We start from the raw sequence: 23476 nt of genomic DNA, 5'->3' as shown, positions 1-23476 counted from the left end.
TCCTTTGCCATGCCGGTGACACTGCGTGCGGGAGTGCGCCAGGGAGCTGTGCTCTCCCTGGCGTTCGGGGCCGTGCTGTTCACCGGGGCGGTCACCGGCGCCTGGAGCGAGCCTCCGGCCGACGGGCGCCCGCCCGCCACCTCCTCCGATGCCCTGGCCGGGCGTGACCTGGCCGGGGCGTCGCTGTCCCGTCAGCAGGCCGAGCGGCTGGTCGCCGAGGGCGGCGACCCGTGGGCCGCGTACTACACGCCCGAGGAGTACACCGACCTGACCAAGGGCCGGTACCGGGGCGTCGGGCTCTCGGTGCGCCGGGCGGCGGACGGGGCCACCACGGTGGACCGGGTGCACCCCGACGGGCCCGCCCGGCAGGCCGGGATCGCGGCCGGGGACGTGCTGCTCGGCATCGACGGCACCCCGGCCGACCGGCTGCCGGTCACCGAGGTGGTGGCCGGGCTGCGCGGCGAGGTCGGCACGGCGGTGGAGCTGACGGTCCGCCGGCCGGGCGGGCCGGCGCGCGAGCTGACGCTGCGCCGGGCCGAGCTGGCCGCCCGGGACGTGACGGTGGAGCAGCTGCGGCCCGGGGTGGTGAGGGTCGCGGTGCGCGGCTTCACCGCCGGGGTGGCCGGCGAGGTGGCGGAGGCGGTCCGGGGCGCCCGGGGCGTCCTGCTGGACCTGCGGGGCAACTCCGGCGGACTGGTGGACCAGGCCGTGGAGACCGCCTCGCTCTTCCTGGACGGCGGCCCGGTGGCCTCGTACCAGGAGCGCGGCGAGCGGCGCGAACTGACCGCCGCGCGCGGGGGAGACACCACCGTGCCCCTCGTCGTGCTGGTGGACGGCGGCACCATGAGCGCCGCCGAACTGCTCGCCGGGGCGCTCCAGGACCGCAGCCGCGCCGTCCTGGTCGGCTCCCGCACCTTCGGCAAGGGCACCGTCCAGCAGCCCAGCCGGCTCGCCGACGGCGCCGTCCTGGAACTCACCGTGGGTCGCTACGCCACCCCGGCCGGCCGCTCCCCGGACGGCACCGGCCTCACCCCGGACGTCCCGCAGCCGCCGGGCGGCGACCCGGAGGCGGTGACCCGGCTCGCCGACACGGTGCTGTCCGGGCTGGGCCGCCGCTAAAGGGGCTGCCCGTCCGCCCGGCGAGGTGCGAGAATGGCCGACGCTATGGCTAAGGAAACGGGACAGAAGCTGATCGCGCAGAACAAGAAGGCGCGGCACGAGTACACCATCCTCGACACGTACGAATGCGGGCTGGTGCTGACCGGGACGGAGGTGAAGTCGCTCCGGGAGGGGCGGGCCAACCTGGTGGACGGATACGCGTACATCCAGAACCACGAGGCCTGGATCGACAACGTGTTCATCCCCGAGTACACCCAGGGGACGTGGACCAACCACGCCTCGCGGCGCAAGCGCAAGCTGCTGCTGCACAAGCTGGAGATCCGCAAGATCGAGTCGAAGGTCAAGGAGACCGGCCACACCCTGGTGCCGCTCTCGCTGTACTTCAAGGACGGCCGGGTGAAGCTGGAGCTGGCGCTCGCGGTCGGCAAGAAGCTGTACGACAAGCGGCAGACCCTGCGCGAGAAGCAGGACCGCCGCGAGTCCGACCGGGCCGTGGCGGCGGCGCGCCGGAGGCAGCGGGGTTAATCCGCTTGGCCGGGGCCGGTGCCTGCGCGTACTATGGCCCGAGCAACACCACCGGAGGGCTCGCCCGCCGGATGCTGTTTGTCAAATCAACATGGGGATGATCGGTTTCGACAGGGGACGTCGAAACAGGAGAAGCGAGCCGAGGAACGCGGCAATGATCTCGTTAACCATCTGTCGCAAAAAAATAATCGCCAACTCTAAGCGCGATTCCCAGCAGTTCGCTCTCGCTGCCTAAGCAAGAGTGAATGGGTGTCAGCCCGGGGAGTTCCCGACCCGGATCCTGGCATAATCTAGGGAACTCATCCGCCACCCCGGCCACGGGGGTCGGCGGAAAAACAAAACAGTGGCTGGGCCTGTTGGCGGCTTGTCCGCGTGACTGCCAGGGCCGAGAAACTCACAGCGGACTGCGCTCGGAGAAGTCCTGAATCCACTCCACTGGACCCGGGTTCGATTCCCGGCATCTCCACAGACCCATGTCGCTCGAAGGCCGCACTCCGCGAGGAGGCGGCCTTCTTGCGTTTCGGCGGTCTCACACCGCGCCGGGGTGCCCGGTGAGAGGACCGTACCGGCGGGTTCACAGCCCACAACTCTCCCGAAATCACGGGCCGTTAGTGTCATCCAGGTCAGGGCGCCGGGACAGCACGAGGGGAGTTGCGATGAGTGGGAACACGACGGTGCGACGGCGTTGGATCCAGGAGTGGGACCCGGAGGACCGGGCCTTCTGGGAGCGGACGGGGCGGCGGACCGCCAACCGCAACCTGGTCTTCTCGGTGCTCTCCGAGCACATCGGGTTCTCGATCTGGAGCCTCTGGTCGGTGATGGTCCTCTTCATGGGGCCGAAGTACGGGATCGACCCGGCCGGGAAGTTCTTCCTGGTCGCCATGCCGACCCTGGTCGGCGCCTTCGTCCGGATCCCCTACACGGTGGCGGTGGCCCGCTTCGGCGGGCGGAACTGGACGGTGGTCTCGGCCCTGCTCCTGCTGCTGCCGGCCCTGGCGGCCGCGTACGTGATGGAGCCGGGCACCTCGTACACCACCTTCATGGTGGTGGCCGCGCTGACCGGTCTCGGCGGGGGGAACTTCGCCTCCTCGATGACCAACATCAACGCCTTCTTCCCGCAGCACCGCAAGGGCTGGGCGCTCGGGCTGAACGCCGGCGGCGGCAACATCGGGGTGCCGGTGATCCAGCTGGTCGCGCTGGCCGTGATCACCTGGGCCGGGGCCACCTCCCCCCGGCTGGTGCTCGGCATCTACATCCCGCTGATCGTGGTCTCGGCCACCCTCGCCGCGCTCTTCATGGACAACCTGGCGCCGATGAAGAACGACACCGGGGCGCTGGCCGAGGTCCTGAAGGAGCGTCACACCTGGCTGATGTCCGTCCTCTACATCGGCACCTTCGGCTCCTTCATCGGCTTCAGCTTCGCCTTCGGCCTGGTGCTGCAGACCCAGTTCGGCCGCACCCCGCTGCAGGCCGCCCAGCTGACCTTCGTCGGCCCGCTGCTCGGCTCGCTGATCCGCCCGCTCGGCGGCTGGCTGGCCGACCGCTGGGGCGGAGCCAGGATCACCCTGTGGAACTTCGCCGGGATGGCGGCCGCCACCCTGGTGGTGCTCTACGCCTCCTCGCAGCGCTCGCTCCCGGTCTTCCTGGCCGGCTTCACCACGCTCTTCGTGCTGGCCGGGCTGGGCAACGGCTCCACCTACAAGATGATCCCGGTGATCTTCGAGGCCAAGGCGCAGAACCGGATCGCCGAGCTCGGGATCAGCACCGAGCAGGCCGCCGCCTGGTCCCGCCGGATGTCCGGCGCGGCGGTCGGGGTGATCGGCGCGGTCGGCGCGCTGGGCGGGCTCTTCATCAACCTGGCCTTCCGGCAGTCCTTCCTGGTGGCGAAGACCGGCACCCCCGCCTTCGCCTCCTTCCTGGCCGCGTACGCGGTCTGCGCCGCCCTCACCTGGACCGTCTACCTGCGCCGCCCCACCCGCAGCGCGGCACCGGCCCCGGTGAAGGAGTCCGTCCACGCCTGAACACCGCCCGGACCGGCCATCCAGCTCCTGGGCGGCCGGTCCGGTGCGTGAAACACACCGGAAATCCTTCCGACCCCGCTGCGACACCGCCCGGAGGGAGGATTTCCGTCCACCCACCCTCCCGGCCCGCCGCAGCCGGGGTGCGCACCACCGAAGGACCCACAGTCATGGACGAACTGACGGCCCCTCAATCCGTCGATCCGGTGCCGCCGCTGGCCGGATTCACCGTCGGCATCACCGCCGCCCGGCGCTCCGAGGAGCTGGCCACGCTGCTCCAGCGCCGGGGCGCCGCCGTGCAGCGCGCCGCCGCGCTGCGGATCGTGCCGCTGCCCGACGACACCGAACTGCTCGCCGCCACCCGGGCGCTGGTCGCCGACCCGCCGGACGTCGCGGTGGCCACCACCGGGATCGGCTTCCGCGGCTGGATCGAGGCCGCCGAGGGCTGGGGCCTCGGCGACGAGCTGATCGAACGGCTCGGCAAGGCCTCCGTGCTGGCCCGCGGCCCCAAGGCCAAGGGCGCCATCCGGGCCGCCGGGCTGCGGGAGGAGTGGTCGGCCACCTCGGAGTCCTCGGTGGAGGTGCTGGAACGGCTGCTGGAGCAGGGCGTCGAGGGCAAGCGGATCGCCGTCCAGCTGCACGGCGCCCCGCAGCGGGACTTCGTCGACTCGCTCACGGCGGCGGGCGCAGAGGTGGTCGAGGTGCCGGTCTACCGCTGGCTGCCGCCCGCCGACCTCGCCCCGCTGGACCGGCTGCTGGACGCCTGCTGCTCCGGCGCACTGGACGCGATCACCTTCACCTCCGCCCCGGCGGCGATCAGCCTGCTCGACCGGGCCGCCGAGCGCGGCCTCACCGAGGAGCTGCTGCACGCCCTGCGGCGGGACGTCCTGCCGGTCTGCGTCGGGCCGGTGACGGCGGCCCCGCTGGAGGAGCTCGACATCGCCACCGTCTGGCCCGAACGGATGCGGCTGGGCGCGATGGTGCAGCTGCTCACCGCCCGCCTCCCCGAGCGCGGACGGCGCCTCTCGGTCGCCGGGCACCAGCTGGAGCTGCGCGGCCAGGCCGCCCTGGTGGACGGCGAGCTGAGACCCGTCCCGCCCGCCGGGATGGCCCTGCTGCGCGCCCTGGCCCGCCGCCCCGGGTGGGTGGTGGCCCGCGCCGAACTGCTCCGGGCCCTGCCCGGCAGCGGCAACGACGAGCACGCCGTCGAGACCGCGATGGCCCGCCTGCGCGCGGCCCTCGGCACCCCGAACCTGGTCGCCACCGTGGTCAAGCGCGGCTACCGCCTGGCGGTGGACCCGTCGGCGGAGCCGGGGGAGAAGTACGGCGGCGGCTGACGGCCGCGGCGGTCACCCCGGGGGTTCGGGGAACTACGCGTAGGGGAGCGGCAGCGCGTGCAACTGGCTGACGTGCCCCGATCTGGCGCTGGTCCGCCTTCCGGACTCGCGCAGTTCCTCGCGCCCCCGGTGTGACCACCTGCCCGGGTGCCGGTGGTGAAGGGGATGTGAGCGGGTGTCTGCCGCTGGGCGGGGTGCGGGGCGTAGGATCTTCCGTCCGTCTCTTTTTTCCCGCAGGTTCACAGCCGCCACTGAACGAGGCCATGCACAGCAGCACAGACTCAGACACCGTCCGAGACCGCGAGATCGCCGAGGAGCAGCGCCACCTCGACACCGTCTACCGCCGGTTGGAGGAGAAGCTCGCCGAGGCCGAGTACATCCTCGAGGACGCCGCCAAGCGCGTCCACGTCGGCACGCCCGGCGCGCTGGCCGAGCGGGACGCCCAGGTGTACCGCGCCGGGGCGCACCTGCACCGGCTGAACACCGAGTTCGAGGACTTCCTGTTCGGCCGGATCGACCTCCAGCAGGCCGACGCCCCGGAGGAGCACGGGATCCCGTCGCAGACCCCGCTCGACCCGGCCGACCCGGCCGTGGCCGAGACCCTGCACATCGGCCGGCTCGGCGTGCTGGACGCCGAGTACGGCCCGCTGGTGATCGACTGGCGGGCCCCGGCCGCCGCGCCGTTCTACCGCTCCACCCCGGTCGAGCCCGGCCGGGTGATCCGCCGCCGGGTGATCCGCTCCAAGGGCCGCCGGGTGATCGGCGTCGAGGACGACCTGCTCCGCCCGGACCTGACGCCGACCCTGGGCGGCGAGGAGCTGGCAGTGGTCGGCGACGGCGCGCTGATGGCCACGCTCGGCCGGGCCCGCAGCCACACCATGCGGGACATCGTCTCCTCGATCCAGAAGGAGCAGGACGAGGTGATCCGGGCCCCCGCGCCCGGCGCCACCCTGGTCACCGGCGGCCCCGGCACCGGCAAGACCGCCGTCGCGCTGCACCGCGCCGCCTTCCTGCTCTACCAGGACCGCCGCCGGTACGCGGGCGGCATCCTGGTGGTCAGCCCGACGGCCCTGCTGGTCTCGTACACCGAGGGCGTGCTGCCCGCGCTGGGCGAGGAGGGCCAGGTGGCGATCCGCGCGGTCGGCAGCCTGGTGGACGGCATCGAGGCGAGCCGGTACGACACCCCGGAGACCGCCCACGTGAAGGGCTCGGCCCGGATGGTGACGCTGCTCCGCCGGGCCGCCCGGGCCGCCCTGGAGCTGGGCGCGCCCACCGAGCTGAAGGTCTTCGCCCGCGGCGAGGCGCTGCGCCTGGACGCCGGCCGTCTCAAGGCGGTGCGCGGCAACGTGGTGGGCAGCGGCGGCACCCCGCTCAACCTGCTGCGCCCGCGCGCCCGCCGGCTGCTGCTGGACGCGCTCTGGCAGCAGGCCACCCGGCACCTGCCGCGCCCGTCCGACCACTACGCGCGCGAGCAGCGCCAGGAGGAGAAGGAGGCCTTCGACGAGTACGTCTCGGACGAGGCCGCGTTCCTGGACTTCCTGGACGCCTGGTGGCCCGCCCTGACGCCCCGTCGGGTGCTGGCCACCCTCAAGCAGTCCCGGCACACCAACCGGATCGCCCGACGGGCCGTCACCCCGGAGGAGGCCCGTCTGCTGGCCGACTCCTGGCGGCACCTGACGGCCCGTGGGGACGGCGAGCTGTCGGCGCACGACGTGGCGCTGGTGGACGAGCTCCAGCTGCTGCTCGGCGAGGCGGCGGTGCGCAAGGTCCGCGAGGTGGACGCGGTCGACATGCTGACCGGCCTGGACGAGGTGACCACCTACGCCGACCGGATGTCCCGCCAGCGCGAGCGCGTCCCGGTGGAGCGCACCGAGTACGCGCACGTGATCGTGGACGAGGCGCAGGACCTGACGCCGATGCAGTGGCGGATGGTCGGCCGGCGGGCCCGGATGGCCACCTGGACCATCGTCGGTGACCCGGCGCAGTCCTCCTGGCCGTTCCCGCAGGAGGCGCAGTCCGCGATGGACGAGGTGCTGGCCGGCAAGCCGCGCCGCCGCCACACCCTGACCGTCAACTACCGCAACCCCTCGGAGATCGCCGAGGTGGCGGCCAAGGTGCTGGAGCTGGCCGCGCCCGGCACCCCCTCGCCGACCGCCGTCCGCTCCACCGGCCTGGCGCCGCGGTTCGCCGCGGTCGCCTCGACCGAGCCGGCCGCGGTCGCGAAGGCGGCCCGGGCCGAGCTGGAGCGGCTGCTGGCCGAGGTGGACGGCACCGTCGCGGTGGTGGTCCCGATGGACCGCCGGGCCGAGGCGGCCGGCTGGGTGGCCGGGCTGGGCGAGCGGGCCGTCGCGCTGGGCTCGCTGGAGGCCAAGGGCCTGGAGTACGACGCCACCGTGGTGGCCGACCCGGTCGGCATCGCGGGCGAGTCCGAGGCGGGCCTGCGGGTGCTGTACGTGGCGCTGACCCGGGCCACCCAGCGGCTCACCGTGCTCTCCGGCCCGGACGACCTGCCGGACGCGGACGGGGTGCCGGCGCTGCTGCGCTGACGGACCGCCAGCTGACGCGGGAACAGCGGAAGGCCCCCTCACCGGACTTGGTGAGGGGGCCTTCGAAGCTATGACACCGACCCGCCATGCTCGCCTCGCGGCAAGTGGTCCCTCTGAGGGACGAAGGTTGGGCCCGGGGGCTTGGATCGAGCCGGTGCCTTGTCCAATGTAACGCATCGCCCGCCGAGGGCAAGAAGCCTTGTCGACTCCGCACACTCAATGAACGTTATTTCTATCGAACCCTTGGAGAGTGCGACGATCGAGGTCTAGCATGCCGACTGCGCAGGCATTCAACAAAGTGTTGATTTCAGGAAGAAGGACGTCGATGGCGACGGTGCCCAGTGTCTCGAACTCGATCACGGTCCGGTTGGAGGTGCCCGCCACCGGCAACGCGGTGAGCTCGATCACCACCGCCGTCGAGTCCTCCGGTGGCTCCGTCACCGGCCTGGACGTCACCGCCTCCGGCCTGGAGGCCCTGCGGATCGACGTCACCGTGGCCGCCGCCTCGGTCGCCCACGGCGAGGAGATCGTCGAGAAGCTGCGCGCGATCGACGGCGTGGCGATCGGCAAGGTCTCGGACCGTACCTTCCTGATGCACCTCGGCGGCAAGATCGAGATGTCCTCGAAGCTGCCGATCCGCAACCGTGACGACCTCTCGATGATCTACACCCCCGGCGTGGCCCGGGTCTGCATGGCGATCGCGGAGAACCCCGAGGACGCCCGCCGCCTGACCATCAAGCGCAACAGCGTCGCCGTGGTCACCGACGGCTCGGCCGTGCTGGGCCTGGGCAACATCGGCCCGAAGGCCGCCCTGCCGGTGATGGAGGGCAAGGCCGCGCTGTTCAAGCGCTTCGCCGGCATCGACGCCTGGCCGATCTGCCTGGACACCCAGGACGCCGACGAGATCGTCGCCATCGTCAAGGCGATCGCCCCCGGCTTCGCCGGGATCAACCTGGAGGACATCTCCGCCCCGCGCTGCTTCGAGATCGAGGCCCGGCTGCGCGAGGCCCTGGACATCCCGGTCTTCCACGACGACCAGCACGGCACCGCGATCGTGGTGCTGGCGGCGCTCACCAACGCCCTCAAGGTGGTCGGCAAGCCGATCTCCGAGATCCGCGTGGTGATGTCCGGCGCGGGCGCGGCCGGCACCGCCATCCTCAAGCTGCTGCTGGCGGCCGGCGTCGAGCACGCCACCGTGGCGGACGTCCACGGCGTGGTCCACGAGGGCCGCGAGGACCTCAACGACAGCCTGCGCTGGATCGCCGAGCACACCAACCGCTCGGGCCGCACCGGCAGCCTCAAGGCGGCGGTGGCCGGCGCCGACGTCTTCATCGGCGTCTCGGCCCCGAACGTGCTGGACGGCGACGACCTGGCCACCATGGCCGACAACGCGATCGTGTTCGCCCTGGCCAACCCGGACCCGGAGGTGGACCCGGCGGTGGCCCGCCAGACCGCCGCCGTGGTGGCCACCGGCCGCAGCGACTTCCCGAACCAGATCAACAACGTGCTGGTCTTCCCCGGCGTCTTCCGCGGCCTGCTGGACGCCCAGAGCCGCACCGTCAACACCGAGATGATGCTGGCCGCCGCCCGGGCGCTGGCCACCACGGTCGCCGACGACCAGCTGAACCCGAACTACATCATCCCCAGCGTCTTCCACCCCGACGTGGCCAAGACCGTGGCCGCCGCCGTCCGGGAGGCCGCGCTGGCCGCCCGCGGCGAGACCGAGCCGGCCCCCGCCCCGCCCACCCCGGGCATCGTCGGCACCCTGGACACCACGTCGTTCCCGGCCGTTCAGCTCTGATCCAGCCGCAGCTCGGGCGGGGTGACGGCCCGGCTCCGGACCTCCCGCGCGGAGGGTCCGGCGGCCGGCCGGCCACCCTACCCGGGCCCGCCCGCCCCGAACCCTTGCGACACAAGGGGAAGGGGCGTGTTTGGGCTTGTCGGTGGCAGGGCGTACGGTAGCCCTGCACGGGGCAGGCGTGTCCGACAAGTACGGAACGTCCCCCTGGGCCCTCGGCATGTCCACCCGGGCAGCCGCCCGCTCCGGTCCGCCGGAGCCGACGGGGCGTCACACCTCCGTCCGGCGGGCGCTGTTCGGGTCAACCGCGCCGGGGTCCGATTGGCTTTCTCAGTGCCGGTCGGGGCAGGATTCGTACCCAGGCAGTGCGGTTTGAGGCGCTTCGGGGTGCAAGCCCGACCCCTGACCAACCCTCGCCTGAACGAGCACAGTGTGCGGACCAGCGGCCCGGCAGCCGCCAGCGATGGTGGCCCGGCGGGACGACCGAGGGGCCCCCGCACACCGCAACGCGAACAGACCACAGGAGTACACATGAACCGCAGTGAGCTGGTGGCCGCTCTGTCGGAGCGCGCCGAGGTGACCCGCAAGGACGCCGACGCCGTTCTGGCCGCCTTCGCCGAGGTCGTCGGCGAGGTCGTCGCCAAGGGCGACGAGAAGGTCACCATCCCCGGCTTCCTGACCTTCGAGCGCACCCACCGTGCCGCCCGTACCGCTCGTAACCCGCAGACCGGCGACCCGATCCAGATCCCGGCCGGCTACAGCGCCAAGGTCAGCGCCGGTTCGAAGCTGAAGGAGGCCGCCAAGGGCAAGTGACGCCCCTGGTAGCACTCACGACCGTGGCCGGTCTCCCCTCGGGGAGACCGGCCACGGTCGTCGTGCGTGCGGTGCGGATCAGACCGCGACCAGCTCCTCGTTCTTCAGCTCGACCTGGGCGCCCAGGTCGCGGAGCTTCTCCATGAAGTTCTCGTAGCCGCGGTTGATCAGGTCGATGCCGTGCACCGTGGAGGTGCCCTCGGCCGCCAGCGCCGCGATCAGGTACGAGAAGCCGCCGCGCAGGTCCGGGATGACCAGCTCGGCGCCGATCAGCTTGGACGGGCCGGAGACCACCGCGGAGTGCTGGAAGTTCCGCGCGCCGAAGCGGCACGGGGTGCCGCCGAGGCACTCGCTGTAGAGCTGGATGTGGGCGCCCATCTGGTTCAGCGCACCGGTGAAGCCGAGCCGGGACTCGTACACCGTCTCGTGGACGATGGAGAGGCCGTCGGCCTGGGTCAGCGCGACCACCAGCGGCTGCTGCCAGTCGGTCTGGAAGCCGGGGTGCACGTCGGTCTCCAGGGCGATCGCCTTGAGCTCGCCGCCCGGGTGCCAGAACCGGATGCCCTCGTCGTCGATCTCGAAGGCGCCGCCGACCTTCCGGAAGGTGTTCAGGAAGGTCATCATCGGGATCTGGTCCGCGCCGCGGACGTAGATGTCGCCCTTGGTGGCCAGCGCCGCGCAGGCCCAGGAGGCCGCCTCCAGGCGGTCCGGCAGGGCGCGGTGGGTGTAGCCGCCGAGCTCCTCCACGCCGGTGATCAGGATGGTGCGGTCGGTGCCCATCGAGATGATCGCGCCCATCTTCTGCAGCACGCAGATCAGGTCGACGATCTCGGGCTCGACGGCCGCGTTGCGCAGCTCGGTGACGCCCTCGGCGAGCACCGCGGTGAGCAGCACCTGCTCGGTCGCGCCGACCGAGGGGTAGGGCAGCTCGATCTTGGTGCCCTGGAGGCGCTGCTGGGCCACCAGGTAGGTGCCCTGCGGGTGCTTCTCGATGGTGGCGCCGAACTGGCGCAGCACCTCGAAGTGGAAGTCCACCGGCCGGCCGCCGATGTCGCAGCCGCCCAGGCCCGGGATGAAGGCGTGGCCGAGGCGGTGCAGCAGCGGGCCGCAGAACAGGATCGGGATCCGGGAGGAGCCCGCGTGGGCGTCGATGTCGGCGACGTTGGCGCTCTCGACGTGCGAGGGGTCGAGGATGAGCTCGCCCTCCTCGTCGCCGGTGCGCACGGTCACGCCGTGCAGCTGCAGCAGGCCGCGCACGACCTTGACGTCGCGGATGTCCGGGACGTTGCGCAGTCTGCTGGGGCCCGTGCCGAGCAGGGCGGCGACCATGGCCTTCGGGACCAGGTTCTTCGCACCACGGACGCGGATCTCGCCTTCGAGCGGGTTTCCGCCGTGAACCAGCAGGACGTCGTCGGTCATCGTTCTCGCAATCCGGGGTGACTGGGGGAGGAAGCGGCTGCGGAGCAGGGCAAACGCGAGTGGAAGGAACTTCCGCCGTTCGGCGAATGCCCTTCCACCACCTGTAGATGGTAATGGGCGGGCGGATGGTTCCCTTGCGCCCTAGTGGTGATGGTCGCCTCCCCGGTACCTCCACGGCGGCGACACGGCGGCGCGGTACGGCCGTACGGGTGTTCGCCCACGGCGTGTCGGGGCTTCCCGTGTTGTCCGCCCCGGTCGGGCCGGACTGGGGGATCATGTGGGCATGACCCCGGCCTCCTCGCACACCGGCCGACTGCTGGTCGCGACCCCGCTGCTCACCGACCCCAACTTCTCCCGGGCGGTGGTGCTGCTGCTGGACCACGACGCGCAGGGCGCGCTCGGCGTGGTCCTCAACCACCCCACCCCGATCGAGGTCGCCGCCGTGCTGGACGGCTGGTCCGCGCTGGCCGGGGCGATGCCGGTGGTCTTCCAGGGCGGCCCGGTCGGCCTGGACTCCGCGCTGGCGGTGGCCGTCGTCCCGGGGGAACCGGGTGGGGTCGAGCCGCTGGGCTGGCGACGGGTGCACGGGGCGATCGGGCTGGTCGACCTGGAGGCCCCGCCCGAGGTGCTGGCCGGGGAGCTGGGCGGGTTGCGGGTCTTCGCCGGCTACGCGGGCTGGTCGCCGGGGCAGCTGGAGTCCGAGATCGCCGAGGGCGCCTGGTACCTGGTCGACTGCGAGCCCGGGGACATCTTCTCGCCGGAGCCGGAGCGGCTCTGGCGTGCGGTGCTGCGGCGTCAGCGGGGGCCGTTGGCGGTGCTGGCGACGTACCCGGACGACCCGACGCTGAACTGAGGCGGCCCCGGCGGCGCGGGCTGCGGGCGCGTGCCTTCTGTTCGGTTCGGCGGGCCCATAGACTTGAGCGTCATGAGCACTCTTGAGCCCGAGCGCGGCCTCGGTACCGGCACCCTGGTCGAGCCCGTCCCCCAGGTCTCCAACGGGGACGGCGACCACGAGCGCTTCGCGCACTACGTCCAGAAGGACAAGATCATGGAGAGCGCGCTCTCCGGATCCCCCGTGGTCGCGCTCTGCGGCAAGGTCTGGGTGCCCGGGCGGGACCCGAAGAAGTACCCGGTCTGCCCGATGTGCAAGGAGATCTACGACGGCATCGGCGGCCCGCAGGGCGGCGGGGACGACGACAAGAAGTAGCCGGTAGCGGTATGCAGAACACTTCCCCGAGTGGTCTATGCCACTCGGGTGTCAGCGGGGCAGGATGCAGGTCATGGACCTCATCCCTGCCCCGCTGAGTGTCATCCGCCCCGAGACCCCCGGTGCCTACGCCCTCGACACGGGCACCGGCCTGACCGCCGCGCCCGAGCTGGCCCCGGTCGCGGCCTGGCTGCGCACCGTCCTCGGCGCCGCCACCGGCCTTCCGTTCCCCGCCGCCCCCGGCGGCATCGAGCTGCGGCTGGACACGGCCGCCGCCCCCGAGGCGTACCGCCTCGCCGTCGGCCCGGACGGCGTGCTGCTCTCCGCGAGCACCACGGCCGGCGCCTTCGCCGGTGCCCAGACGCTCCGTCAGCTGCTCGGCGCCGACGCCTTCCGCACCGCCCCGCTGCGCCGGACCGGCTGGGAGCTCCCGTACGCGGAGATCGAGGACGCGCCCCGGTTCGGCTGGCGCGGCGTGCTGCTGGACGTCTCGCGGCACTTCATGCCGAAGGCGGGCGTGTTCCGCTTCATCGACCTGATGGCGGCGCACAAGCTGAACGTGCTGCACTTCCACCTGACCGACGACCAGGGCTGGCGGATCGAGGTCAAGCGCTACCCGCGCCTGACCGAGGTGGCCTCCTGGCGGGAGCGGTCGATGGTCGGCTTCCGGGCGGCGGACCGCCGGGACGACCGGCCGCACGGCGGCTTCTACACCCAGGACGACCTGCGGGAGATCGTCGCGTACGCGGACGCCCGGCAGATCACCGTGGTGCCGGAGATCGACCTGCCGGGCCACTCGCAGGCCGCCGTCACCGCCTACCCGGAGCTGGGCAACACCGACGTGGTGGACACCGCCGCGCTCGGGGTCTGGACCGACTGGGGCGTCAGCGACAACGTGCTGAACGTCTCCGAGGCCACCCTGCGGTTCTTCGAGGGCGTGCTGGAGGAGGTGCTGGAGATCTTCCCCTCGCAGTTCGTGCACCTGGGTGGGGACGAGTGCAGCAAGGCGCAGTGGCGGGAGAGCGAGGCCGCCCAGGCCCGGATCCGCGAGCTCGGGCTGAAGGACGAGGACGAGCTGCAGAGCCACTTCATCCGGCACTTCGACACCTGGCTGGCCGAGCGCGGCCGCCGGCTGATCGGCTGGGACGAGATCCTGGAGGGCGGGCTGGCGGACGGCGCCGCGGTCTCCTCCTGGCGGGGTTTCGAGGCCGGCATCGAGGCGGCCAGGGCCGGGCACGACGTGGTGATGTGCCCGGAGACGCACGTCTACCTGGACCACCGGCAGGGGGCGGGGGAGGAGGAGCCGATCCCGGTCGGCTTCGTCCGCACGCTGGAGGACGTCTACCGCTTCGAGCCCGTCCCGGCGGAGCTGGACGAGGCGGCCGCCGCGCACGTGCTCGGCACCCAGGCCAACATCTGGACCGAGTTCATGGACGACGCCCGGGACGTGGACTTCCGGGCCTTCCCGCGGCTGGCCGCGTTCTCCGAGGTGGCCTGGTCGGCGCTGCCCGCGCCGGCCGAGCGGGACTGGGAGGGCTTCGAGCGGCGGATGGCGGCGCACTACGCGCGGCTGGACGCGCTCGGCGTGGAGTACCGCCCCCCGGGCGGCCCGCACCCCTGGCAGAAGCGCCCCGGCGTGCTCGGGCGTCCACTCGACGGGCCGAAGGACTCCTGACGGAGTGTGGGAAGCCTCCGGGAACTCCTGACGGAGGCCCGGACGTCAACAACAGATGAAGATCCGATCCGGTGGCCGCCGGATCGGATCGTTCTGTGCCTGGATTCGTCCGGGATTGACACAGCTTGTTCGCGGGCCAGGAAATGATCACCAAGCTTTGTGTGCCAGAGTTGCCCAACCCGCACCGATCGCCCGTACCCTACGGGCCAGGCCACACACCGCCGGGGGACGGCGGGGCAGTTGATGAGCAAGTGGAGCACGGTGGATTCCTGGTGAACCGGACGATCATGCTGCCGGCCTCGCTCGACGAGGCCGTCGAGGCGCTCGCCGCCACACCCGGCGCGGTGCCGGTGGCCGGGGCCACCGACCTGATGGAGGCGGTCAACGCCGGACGGCTCCGCCCGGCCGCGCTGATCGGCCTCGGCCGGATCACCGAACTCCGGGGCTGGCGCTACGAGGACGGCGGCACCGCCGTCCTGGGCGCGGGCCTCACCTTCGCCCGGATGGACCGGCCCGACTTCGCCGCGCTGATCCCCGCGCTGGCCGACGCGGCCCGCACCGCCGGGCCCCCGCAGATCCGCAACGTCGGCACCCTGGGCGGCAACGTCGCCACCGCCGCCCCCGGCGGCGACACCCTGCCGGTGCTCGCCGCGCTGGAGGCCGCCGTCACCCTGGCCCGGCCCGGCGGCAGCCGCGAGGTCCCGGTCAGCCACCTGCTCACCGGCCTGGACCCGGTCCGCCCCGGCGAGCTGCTCACCTGGGTGCGGGTCCCGCTGCTGCACGCCCCCCAGGTCTTCCTGAAGGCCACCGGCCGCAGCGGCCCGTCCCGCGCCACCGCCTCCGTCGCCCTGGTGCTCGACCCGGCCCGCCGGGCCGTGCGCTGCGCCGTCGGCGCCGTCGCCCCCGTACCGCTGCGCCCGCTGGAGGCCGAGGCCTGGGTGGCCGGCTGCATCGACTGGGACGCCCGCGGCGACCAGGCCGCCGACGCCATCGACCCGGCCGCCGCGGCCGCCTTCGGCGAGTACGTGGCCGCCGCCTGCGTCCCCGACGGGGCACTGGAGGGGGAGGGGGCCCCGGCCGCCGCGGCCCGGCTGCGGCGTACCGTATCCGTGCTGGCCCGACGGGCGCTGGGAAGGGCACTGAAGTGACGGATCTGGTGAGCGACGGCCTCGGCTCCGCGTTCGGCGGCGCGGTCGGTGGCGACCTGCGCCCCACCGCCTCGTACACACTGCGGGTCAACGGCTTCGAGCGGCCCGTCAGCGACGCCTGGATCGGTGAGAGCCTGCTCTACGTGCTGCGCGAGCGGCTCGGCCTGGCCGGGGCCAAGGACGGCTGCGAACAGGGCGAGTGCGGGGCCTGCTCGGTGCAGGTGGACGGCCAGCTGGTGGCCGGCTGCCTGGTGCCGGCGGCGCTCGCCTCGGAGAGCGAGATCGCCACCGTCGAGGGCCTGAGCGCGGACGGCTCGGCCAGCGACGTCCAGCAGGCGCTGGCCGACTCCGGCGCGGTGCAGTGCGGCTACTGCACCCCCGGCATGGCGATGGCCGTCCACGACCTGCTCCAGCGCAACCACCGGCCCAGCGAGGTCGAGGCCCGGCAGGCGCTCTGCGGCAACCTCTGCCGCTGTACCGGCTACCAGGGCGTGCTGGCCGCCGTGCAGACGGTGGCGGAGGCCCGCGGGCTGGCCGAGGAGGAGGCGCTGGCCGCCGCCGAGGCCGCTGCGGCGGGCGAGCAGCCCGCCGCCGCTTCTGGCTCCGCCGCCGGGGCCGAGGCCGAGGCCGCCGAGGTGGCCGCCGCCGTCGCGGACCTGCCGACGGCCGGTGAACTGCCGCTCTACGCCGACTCCGAGGTCTGGGTGGAGGCCGAACCGGCCCTCCCCGAGTACGGTCTGACCACCCATCAGACCGGCGTCTACGAACCGGGCTTCCCGGCCGGCGCCCCGTACGGCCCCGGCTTCGACCCGGCCCCGTACGACCCGGGCCACGACGCCGTCTACGAGCCCGTCCAGGGCGAGGCCACCCCCGCCCACGGCACCGCCTACGACGGCCCCGCCGCCACCGGGACCCCGGCGCACGGCACGCCGTACGTCCCGACCCCGGCCCACGGCACCGCGTACGACCCCGGCTACGAGCAGGGCCCCGGCCAGGGCTTCGACCACGGCCTCGACCAGGGTCTTGGCCAGGGTCTTGGCCAGGGCCTCGACCAGGGCACGGTCTACGAGGGCGGCTTCGAGCAGACCTACCAGGCCTTCGACGGCGGCTACCGGCCCGGGTACGACCCGGCGTCCGCCCAGGCCCACGACGGCACCACTCCGCCGCACGGCATCCGGCACCCCGAGGACGATCGCGCATGAGCTCGCCCACCGACCTCACCGCCCCGGCGGCGCCCACCACGGGGGAGGCCGAACTCCCGGACGGCACCGAGCCGTTCGGCCTCGGCACGTCCGCCCGGCGCAGCGACGCGCTGCCCAAGGCGCTCGGCATCTACCCCTACGCCTCCGACCTCTGGGCCGAGGGCCTGCTCTGGGGCGCCGTGCTGCGCTCCCCGCACCCGCACGCCCGGATCGTCTCGGTCGACACCAGCGCCGCCCTGGCCGTCCCCGGCGTGCACGCCGTGGTCACCGCCGCCGACCTGCCCTCCGTCGCCGTCGAGGGCCTGACGGACCGCCGGGGCCTCGGCGACCGGCCGGTGCTCGCCGACGGACTGGTCCGCCACCACGGCGAACCGGTCGCTGCCGTCGCCGCCGACCACCCCGACACCGCCCGGCTGGCCGCCGCCTCGATCGTGGTCGAGTACGAGCTGCTGGAGCCCGTCACCGACCCCGAGCAGTCCTTCACCTGCCCGCCGCTGCACCCCGACGGCAACCTCTTCCGCCACCTCCCGCTGCGCACCGGCGACCCCGAGGCGGTCGGCGAGATCGTGGTCGAGGGCCTCTACCAGGTCGGCCGCCAGGACCCGGCCCCGATCGGCGCCGAGGCCGGCCTCGCCGTGCCCCGCCCCGACGGCGGCGTCGAACTCCACCTCTCCTCCACCGACCCGCACGGCGACCGCGACCGCACCGCCGCCTGCCTCGGCCTGGAACCCGACCGGGTCCGCCTGGTCGCCACCGGCGTGCCCGGCGCCACCGCCGACCGCGAGGACCTCTCCTTCCAGGTCGTGCTCGCCCTGCTCGCCCTGCGCACCGGCCGCCCGGTGAAGATGACCCTCACCCGCGAGGAGTCCTTCCACAGCCACACCAGCCGGCACCCCGCCCTGCTGCGCTACCGCCACCACGCCGACGCCGAGGGCCGACTGGTCAAGGTCGAGGCGCAGATCCTGCTGGACGGCGGCGCCTACGCCGAGGTCTCCGCGGAGGCGCTGGCCGCCGCCACCGCCTTCTCGGTCGGCCCCTACACCTGCCCCAACGTCTTCGTGGACGCCTGGGCCGTGCGCACCAACAACCCGCCCGCCGGGCGGATGCGCGGCGAGGGCGCCCTGCAGACCTGCTTCGCGTACGAGTCCCAACTCGACCAGCTCGCGGCGCGGATCGGCGTCGACCCGGTGGAGATCCGGCGGCGCAACGCCATGGCGACGGGCGACCCGCTGCCCACCGGACAGGCCGTCACCTGCCCCGCGCCGGTGGCCGCCCTGCTCGACGCCGTCTCCACCGCCCCGCTGCCCGCGCTGCCGGTCGACGACCCGGACAGCGAGTGGCTGCTGCCCGGCGGTCCGGGCGGCGCCGGTGACCCGGCCGCCGTCCGGCGCGGCATCGGCTACGCGCTCGGCATGGTCCACATGCTCGGCGCCGAGGGCGAGGACGAGGTCTCCACGGCGACGGTACGGGTCAGCGGTGACCACGCCACCGTCATCTGCGCCGCCGTCGACGTCGGCCAGGGCTTCGCCACCCTGGCCCGGCAGATCGTCCAGTCCGTGCTCGGCGTCTCCGAGGTCTACATCGCCCCGGTCGACAGCGACCAGTCGGCGGCGGGCCCGTCGGCGCGGGGACGGCACACCTGGGTCAGCGGCGGCGCGGTGGAGCGGGCGGCCGTGATGGTCCGTCACCAGCTGCTCCAGCCGATCGCCGCCAACTTCGGCATGTCGGTCGAGCTGCTCACCATCGCCGACGGCAAGATCTCCTCCTACGACGGCGTGCTCGGCATGCCGGTGACGGAGGCGTTGGAGGGCAAGGAGCTCTGGGCCACCGCCCAGTGCCGCCCGCACCCGACCGAACCGCTGGACGAGAACGGGCAGGGGGACGCCTTCGTCTCCATCGCCTTCTGCGCGATGCGGGCCGTCGTCGACGTGGACATCGAGCTCGGCGCGGTCCGGGTGGTCGACGTGACCGTCGCCCAGGACGTCGGCCGGGCCCTGAACCCCCGTCAGATCGAGGACCGCATCGAGGCCGGGGTCGCCCAGGGCGTCGGCCTGGCGCTGCTGGAGGACCTCCGCACCGAGGGCGGCCGCCTCCTCAACCCCTCCCTCACCGGCTACCGCCTCCCCACCGCCCTCGACACCCCCGAGGTCCGCATCGCCGCCCTCCTCGAGGAACGCGACGTGGTCGCCACCTTCGGCGCCAAGGCCGTCAGCGCCGTCCCCGCCGTCGCCGCCCCCGCCGCGGTGGCCGCCGCCGTCCGCGCCGCCACCGGCCTCCCCGTCGCCCGCCTCCCCATCCTCCCCGAGGACGCCATCACCGCCTGACGGAACCACGCCCGCTAGGGTGACGTCCCGTAGACAACCAGTACCGGCCGGGGGGCTCCGTGGTTCGCGCGCGCCCCGCGCTCGCCGGACCGAACGGAACGAGGACCGAAGCCATGCGCCGACCTGCCACCTTTGCGGCCGTTGCCCTGCTGTCGCTCGCCCTGACGGGCTGCTCCGCCCTGAACGGGGTCAGCTCGGACTCCACCGAGCCGGCCGTGAAGCTTCCGGTGGCGGAGGAGACGGTCGACCCGGGGAACGGCGAGCCGGTGACCCAGCAGAAGAAGACCAAGTCGGTGGAGATCTGCACCCTCTTCAACGCCTCGGACATCAACCGGGTCACCAATGACGAGATGGAGGGAACGCTGGCCGGAGGCGGCAACTACTGCGTGGTCTCCACGAAGAAGACCCAGCTCGCCGTCGACGTCATGTCGATCCGCTACGAGCAGGGCCTCCAGGACCAGGGAGGTGACGGCACCAAGCTTCGGATCGGCGGTAACCGGGCCTCCCAGAAGCTGGGCAAGGACAAGGAAGGGCGGCGCGACCAGTGCTACGTCGTCGTGCAGTTGAACAGCATCAATGAGTTCGGCGACAACGCGGTTCGGATCGAGATCGTCAACTATGCCAAGGACGGCTCCAAGCCGGACCTCTGCGGAGTCGCTCGGAACGTCACGCAGATGGTCTTCGACAAGATCCCTGCAGCGACCGGCCGTCCCGGCACCGGTGGTGTTACTGCGGATTTTGTGTAGCCATGTGGCCTCCTGCCCGGCGTAGTTGGTCGGGCGATACGATCGAGTGGTCCGTGCCCTGACGGTGCGGCCGTGGTGTCCAACTGACGGGGTACGGGGTAGGGATGACGCTCAATAGGACTTGGCGCGCGCTCGGTGCCACGACGTTGGCGGGTGGGCTGCTGTTGGCAGGGGCTCCGCTGGCCTCGGCAGACGCGGTGCGGGATGCCCAGTGGCCGATTCAGCAGCTTGGCCTGGAGAAAGCCTGGTCGGTCAGCAAGGGCGACGGTGTCATCGTCGCGGTCATCGACTCGGGTGTGGACCCCAACCACCCGGACCTGGCGGGGCAGATACTGCCGGGCTACGACCCGGGCGGCCAGGGCAGGGAGACGAACGGGTCTGCCGGTCACGGTACATCGATGGCCGCAATCATCGCCGGCAAGGGGCACGGGGCCGGTGAGGGTGTGATCGGGGTTGCCCCTGGGGCGAAGATCCTCCCGATCTACAAGGCCGCAGCGGATGAGGCCAGCGGTGTCGCGGACGGCATCCGATGGGCTGCGGACCACGGGGCCAAGGTGGTCAACATCTCCCAGGGGCGCCCCGGGACCTCGACCCCGAAGATGGTCAGCGCTGTCGAGTACGCGCTTTCCAAGGATGTCCTCGTGGTGGTTGCGGCGGGGAACAGCGGGACCACCCCGATCGAGTCCCCAGGCAATACACCTGGTGTCCTTGCCATCGGTGCCGTCGACAAGTCTGGCAAGATCTGGGCCAAGTCCAACTACGGCCCCGAGGTGTTGCTCGCCGCGCCGGGCGTGGACATCGTCTCCGCAGGCAACTGCAACGGGAACAAGTACTGCGTGGCTGACGGGACTTCCTCTGCTACGGCGTACGCGTCCGGTGCGGCGGCGCTCCTTCGTGCCAAGTATCCCGACCTGACCGCCGGCCAGATTGCTAACCGGCTGGTGAAGTCCGCCAAGGCGCCAAGCGGCACTCAACTGCCCGACGCTCACTACGGATACGGGTGCATCCGCCCGTACGAGGCGCTGACCCAGGACATTCCGGCAGGCTCGGCTCAGGGGCCACTCAAGGCATCCAGCGGATCGGCTGCGTCTAACAGTCCGTCCGGTGCGGCTTCACCCGCGCCCAGCTTGGGCGGCGGCGATACCCCCGGTGGCTCGACCGCGGATGTGAAGGATTCGGAGAGCTTCTCCTTCCTGGGCAAGGGTCTGGCCATCGGCGGTGCCGTGCTCCTCGGCCTGCTGCTGGTGTTCATCCTGATTGTGGTGCTGATCGTCCGGGCGTCGAAGCGCCGCCGTGCCGCTGCTGCTCCGCAGCTCACCCCGCCACCCGGCCAGGCGCCGTACGGCTACCCGGCCGCACAGCCGCCGTACCCGAACCAGCCTTACGGTCAGCAGCCGCCGCCGTCCGGGTACCCACAGCAGGGCAACCAGCCGCCGTACCAGAATCCTTACGGATCCGGTGGCAATCAGTGACGCTGAGGGTGTGTCAGGGCACTCCGTACAAGCGATACGATCGAACGTCCTGACCGCGTGACAACAACCGGTCGACCGGGCGTCAGCAGCGTCCGTGCCAGTCAGACGGGGAAGCAGACACTCCAGGGGGAGGAGCCGGATGTCGAACGGATACCGGGTCAACACCGATGAGTTGGAGGCGGTGGTCAGGCGACTGCGTGCACTCCAGCAGAACCTCGGCCAGACCGCCAACAGCAGCAAGTACAACACCGTGGTCGCGCAGAACGACTTCGGCGGCTCCGGCTTCAAGGAGGCCAAGGCGCTGGCCGACGCGCACGGCAACATGCAATCGTTCCTTGCCCGGACCATCTCGGACCTGAACACGCTGATCAACGAGTTCGGGGACAAGACCCAGCAGGTCAACGAGAACTACCGTGGTACCGAGTACGAGCAGAAGTCCGTCATGAACTCCCAGAAGGCAGACTGACATGGGAAGCCGTTCGTACTTCGAGGACCACGCGCTGATCCCGCTTCAGAACATGCTGAGCGGCTCCAACCCGGGGCGTCTCAGGGAGGTCTCCGACCACTGGAAGAACGTCGACGCCGAGCTCCGGGCTGCCGCCGACGACTTGCAGAAGGCCGTCCAGCATGCGCTGCAGAGCTGGGAGGGCAAGGCGTCCGAGGGGTTCACCCAGGCGGCCGCCCGCATCCAGACCAGCCTGACCAACACCGCGAGCTACGCCGTCCGCACCTCCAGTGCGATGGAATTCGCAGGCAAGGTGCTGGAGCAGAGCAAGTCCAAGATGGGGGACATCGAGGTCCCCAGCCGCCTCGAGAGTGGCATCAAGCTGGTCGGTGACCTCGGCCAGCGCTCCGACGCCCAGTTCAAGGCGGACCTTGCGGCGAACATGGACCGGGCCGCCGCGGTCAACAAGAACTATGACGAGCTGTCGGCCACCGAGATCGCCCATCAGCGCGCGATCGTGGTGATGGAGCACCTGGCTCCGCAGTACCAGTCGGCGGTCGACTTCCTGGGCGAACCGCCGCTCGAGGAAGACCGTAACGACAGGCTCAGGCCCTTCCCGTCGGAGCCGACGCCCACGCAGACGCCCCCGCAGGTGAAGCCGCAGCCCAACATCGCGCCGCCCTCCCCGAACAACCCGGGTGGTAACGACAGGCCCGGCTGGACGCCGCCCGGCAGCACGCCCGGGATGCCGAAGCCGGACAGTCCGCAGTCGCCTAACCTGCCGGGTACGCCGGGCGGTCCGCACACGCCGGACAACACCCTGCCGGGGACGACGCGGCCGTTGCCGGGTGGTCCGCGGCTGGACAGTGTGGTGCCGCCGGTGTCGACCTTGCCGACGCCGGGGCACAACGTGCCGACGGTGCCGACCGGGCCGGGTGGCGGCGGTGGTGGCGGTGGCGGCGGCGGGCTGCCGCCGGTGGGGCTGCCGGGTATTGGCGGTGGCGGTGGTGGCCGCGGCATCGGTGGCGGTGGTGCCGGTGGTGGTCGTGGGATCACCGGTGGCGCGGGCCGTGGTGGTGCCGGTGCCGGTGCCGGTGCTGGTGGTGCGGGCGGCGGCCGTGGTGCCGGTGCCGGTGGTGCCGGCGGTGGTGCCGGGTCGGGCCGTCAGGGCATGCCCGGGATGGGCGGTATGCCGGGTGGCGGTGCCGCGGGTGCCGGCGGTGGCAAGGCCGGTGGCGGCAAGCCGAGTCTGGTCCGTCGTGAGGGCGGGACGGTCGGTGGTGCCAAGGCCGGTGGGGCCAGTGGGCGTTCGTTCACCCAGGGCGGTTCGGGTCTCGGCCAGGGCGGCGGGGCGCGCGGTGGTGCGGCCGGTGCTGCGGGCATGCCTGGGATGGGTGCTGCCGGTGGCAAGAAGAAGGACAAGAACGGTCAGCGTCCGGACTACCTGGTCGAGGACGAGGACACTTGGCGTACCGGCGGGAAGGCCAACCCGCCGGTGATCGACTGATCCACTGATCGGCTGACCGAGGGGTCGGCCGGGCGGTACTTGCCGGAGAACGGCCGGGGCCCGGCCGCAGGAGAGATCCTGCGGCCGGGCCCCGGCTTTTTCCGGTGGTGTTCGGCAATTCCTGGAAAATGGCATGCCGAATTCACCCGCCGGGAGGAGGTCGGGTGAATTCGGC

At 72.3% G+C, this 23476-nt stretch carries 18 protein-coding genes and 1 other RNA gene; 18 read left to right on the top strand and 1 reads right to left on the bottom strand.

Going from position 1 to position 23476, the window contains the following annotated elements:
• Window positions 1-33: 33 nt before the first annotated feature.
• The 8 genes from ACIA8O_RS33845 (at window position 34) to ACIA8O_RS33810 (ending at window position 10156) form a co-directional block, all read left to right on the top strand.
• Window positions 34-1119: a S41 family peptidase gene (locus ACIA8O_RS33845; protein ID WP_396297840.1), complete on the top strand. Its 1086-nt coding sequence runs from the start codon at window positions 34-36 to the stop codon at window positions 1117-1119.
• Window positions 1120-1164: 45 nt separating this feature from the next.
• Window positions 1165-1644 (top strand): SsrA-binding protein SmpB, encoded by a 480-nt coding sequence (gene smpB / locus ACIA8O_RS33840; RefSeq protein ID WP_396297839.1) that lies wholly within the window; start codon window positions 1165-1167, stop codon window positions 1642-1644.
• Window positions 1645-1737: 93 nt separating this feature from the next.
• Window positions 1738-2113, top strand: a transfer-messenger RNA (tmRNA) gene (gene ssrA / locus ACIA8O_RS33835).
• A 187-nt stretch (window positions 2114-2300) separates the two neighbouring features.
• Window positions 2301-3665, top strand: coding sequence for a nitrate/nitrite transporter (locus tag ACIA8O_RS33830; protein ID WP_396297838.1), 1365 nt, complete (start codon window positions 2301-2303; stop codon window positions 3663-3665).
• Between the two features lie 167 nt (window positions 3666-3832).
• Window positions 3833-4999: a uroporphyrinogen-III synthase gene (locus ACIA8O_RS33825; RefSeq protein WP_396297837.1), complete on the top strand. Its 1167-nt coding sequence runs from the start codon at window positions 3833-3835 to the stop codon at window positions 4997-4999.
• A 263-nt stretch (window positions 5000-5262) separates the two neighbouring features.
• Window positions 5263-7545, top strand: a complete 2283-nt coding sequence (locus ACIA8O_RS33820) for a HelD family protein (protein ID WP_396297836.1) — start codon at window positions 5263-5265, stop codon at window positions 7543-7545.
• Window positions 7546-7870: 325 nt separating this feature from the next.
• Entirely contained in the window at window positions 7871-9346 is a 1476-nt protein-coding gene (locus ACIA8O_RS33815; RefSeq protein ID WP_396297835.1) for an NAD-dependent malic enzyme, read from the top strand.
• 528 nt (window positions 9347-9874) lie between these two features.
• Complete coding sequence (locus ACIA8O_RS33810; RefSeq protein WP_104816345.1) at window positions 9875-10156, top strand: HU family DNA-binding protein; 282 nt, start codon at window positions 9875-9877, stop codon at window positions 10154-10156.
• 78 nt (window positions 10157-10234) lie between these two features.
• Here ACIA8O_RS33810 and murA read toward each other — a convergent pair whose 3' ends face one another.
• A complete protein-coding gene (murA, locus tag ACIA8O_RS33805) occupies window positions 10235-11575 on the bottom strand; it encodes a UDP-N-acetylglucosamine 1-carboxyvinyltransferase (RefSeq protein ID WP_396297834.1) in 1341 nt (446 codons plus the stop codon).
• 283 nt (window positions 11576-11858) lie between these two features.
• Here murA and ACIA8O_RS33800 point away from each other — a divergent pair, with 283 nt between their 5' ends.
• From ACIA8O_RS33800 to ACIA8O_RS33755, 10 genes are all read left to right on the top strand, one after another.
• On the top strand, window positions 11859-12428 hold the full coding sequence (locus tag ACIA8O_RS33800) for a YqgE/AlgH family protein (RefSeq protein ID WP_396297833.1): 570 nt from the start codon (window positions 11859-11861) through the stop codon (window positions 12426-12428).
• A gap of 72 nt (window positions 12429-12500) precedes the next feature.
• Window positions 12501-12782 (top strand): DUF3039 domain-containing protein, encoded by a 282-nt coding sequence (locus tag ACIA8O_RS33795; RefSeq protein ID WP_345290380.1) that lies wholly within the window; start codon window positions 12501-12503, stop codon window positions 12780-12782.
• Between the two features lie 73 nt (window positions 12783-12855).
• Window positions 12856-14457: a beta-N-acetylhexosaminidase gene (locus ACIA8O_RS33790; protein WP_396297832.1), complete on the top strand. Its 1602-nt coding sequence runs from the start codon at window positions 12856-12858 to the stop codon at window positions 14455-14457.
• A 287-nt stretch (window positions 14458-14744) separates the two neighbouring features.
• On the top strand, window positions 14745-15605 hold the full coding sequence (locus tag ACIA8O_RS33785; RefSeq protein ID WP_396297877.1) for an FAD binding domain-containing protein: 861 nt from the start codon (window positions 14745-14747) through the stop codon (window positions 15603-15605).
• Window positions 15602-16807 (top strand): (2Fe-2S)-binding protein, encoded by a 1206-nt coding sequence (locus ACIA8O_RS33780; protein WP_396297831.1) that lies wholly within the window; start codon window positions 15602-15604, stop codon window positions 16805-16807. Before ACIA8O_RS33785 ends, ACIA8O_RS33780 begins: the two co-directional genes overlap by 4 nt.
• The gene (locus ACIA8O_RS33775) at window positions 16804-19131 is read left to right on the top strand and encodes a xanthine dehydrogenase family protein molybdopterin-binding subunit (protein ID WP_396297830.1); all 2328 of its coding nucleotides are present in this window, start codon (window positions 16804-16806) and stop codon (window positions 19129-19131) included. Before ACIA8O_RS33780 ends, ACIA8O_RS33775 begins: the two co-directional genes overlap by 4 nt.
• 113 nt (window positions 19132-19244) lie before the next feature.
• The gene (locus ACIA8O_RS33770; RefSeq protein WP_396297829.1) at window positions 19245-19877 is read left to right on the top strand and encodes a DUF3558 family protein; all 633 of its coding nucleotides are present in this window, start codon (window positions 19245-19247) and stop codon (window positions 19875-19877) included.
• A 104-nt stretch (window positions 19878-19981) separates the two neighbouring features.
• Window positions 19982-21349: a type VII secretion-associated serine protease mycosin gene (gene mycP, locus ACIA8O_RS33765; protein WP_396297828.1), complete on the top strand. Its 1368-nt coding sequence runs from the start codon at window positions 19982-19984 to the stop codon at window positions 21347-21349.
• Window positions 21350-21488: 139 nt separating this feature from the next.
• Window positions 21489-21815 carry a hypothetical protein gene (locus ACIA8O_RS33760; RefSeq protein ID WP_396297827.1) on the top strand — a complete coding sequence of 109 codons (327 nt, stop codon included), beginning with the start codon at window positions 21489-21491 and terminating at the stop codon, window positions 21813-21815.
• Between the two features lies 1 nt (window position 21816).
• Complete coding sequence (locus tag ACIA8O_RS33755; RefSeq protein ID WP_396297826.1) at window positions 21817-23301, top strand: PPE domain-containing protein; 1485 nt, start codon at window positions 21817-21819, stop codon at window positions 23299-23301.
• Window positions 23302-23476 lie beyond the last annotated feature (175 nt).

Origin of the sequence: Kitasatospora sp. NPDC051853 (genome assembly GCF_044452665.1) — a bacterium.
Lineage (GTDB): Bacteria > Actinomycetota > Actinomycetes > Streptomycetales > Streptomycetaceae > Kitasatospora.
Note: the sequence above shows the minus strand (reverse complement) of the source record. Positions and strands in the feature narration are given on the sequence as shown.

Excerpts from the sequence above, each read along its gene's own strand:
- ACIA8O_RS33825 (WP_396297837.1), top strand. The coding sequence starts at position 3,833 with ATGGACGAACTGACGGCCCCTCAATCCGTCGATCCGGTGCCGCCGCTG.
- ACIA8O_RS33820 (WP_396297836.1), top strand. The coding sequence starts at position 5,263 with ATGCACAGCAGCACAGACTCAGACACCGTCCGAGACCGCGAGATCGCC.
- ACIA8O_RS33755 (WP_396297826.1), top strand. The coding sequence starts at position 21,817 with ATGGGAAGCCGTTCGTACTTCGAGGACCACGCGCTGATCCCGCTTCAG.
- ACIA8O_RS33790 (WP_396297832.1), top strand. The coding sequence starts at position 12,856 with ATGGACCTCATCCCTGCCCCGCTGAGTGTCATCCGCCCCGAGACCCCC.
- mycP (WP_396297828.1), top strand. The coding sequence starts at position 19,982 with ATGACGCTCAATAGGACTTGGCGCGCGCTCGGTGCCACGACGTTGGCG.
- ACIA8O_RS33785 (WP_396297877.1), top strand. The coding sequence starts at position 14,745 with ATGCTGCCGGCCTCGCTCGACGAGGCCGTCGAGGCGCTCGCCGCCACA.
- ACIA8O_RS33830 (WP_396297838.1), top strand. The coding sequence starts at position 2,301 with ATGAGTGGGAACACGACGGTGCGACGGCGTTGGATCCAGGAGTGGGAC.
- smpB (WP_396297839.1), top strand. The coding sequence starts at position 1,165 with ATGGCTAAGGAAACGGGACAGAAGCTGATCGCGCAGAACAAGAAGGCG.
- ACIA8O_RS33775 (WP_396297830.1), top strand. The coding sequence starts at position 16,804 with ATGAGCTCGCCCACCGACCTCACCGCCCCGGCGGCGCCCACCACGGGG.
- ACIA8O_RS33800 (WP_396297833.1), top strand. The coding sequence starts at position 11,859 with ATGACCCCGGCCTCCTCGCACACCGGCCGACTGCTGGTCGCGACCCCG.
- murA (WP_396297834.1), bottom strand. The coding sequence starts at position 11,575 with ATGACCGACGACGTCCTGCTGGTTCACGGCGGAAACCCGCTCGAAGGC.
- ACIA8O_RS33815 (WP_396297835.1), top strand. The coding sequence starts at position 7,871 with ATGGCGACGGTGCCCAGTGTCTCGAACTCGATCACGGTCCGGTTGGAG.
- ACIA8O_RS33760 (WP_396297827.1), top strand. The coding sequence starts at position 21,489 with ATGTCGAACGGATACCGGGTCAACACCGATGAGTTGGAGGCGGTGGTC.
- ACIA8O_RS33795 (WP_345290380.1), top strand. The coding sequence starts at position 12,501 with ATGAGCACTCTTGAGCCCGAGCGCGGCCTCGGTACCGGCACCCTGGTC.
- ACIA8O_RS33770 (WP_396297829.1), top strand. The coding sequence starts at position 19,245 with ATGCGCCGACCTGCCACCTTTGCGGCCGTTGCCCTGCTGTCGCTCGCC.
- ACIA8O_RS33810 (WP_104816345.1), top strand. The coding sequence starts at position 9,875 with ATGAACCGCAGTGAGCTGGTGGCCGCTCTGTCGGAGCGCGCCGAGGTG.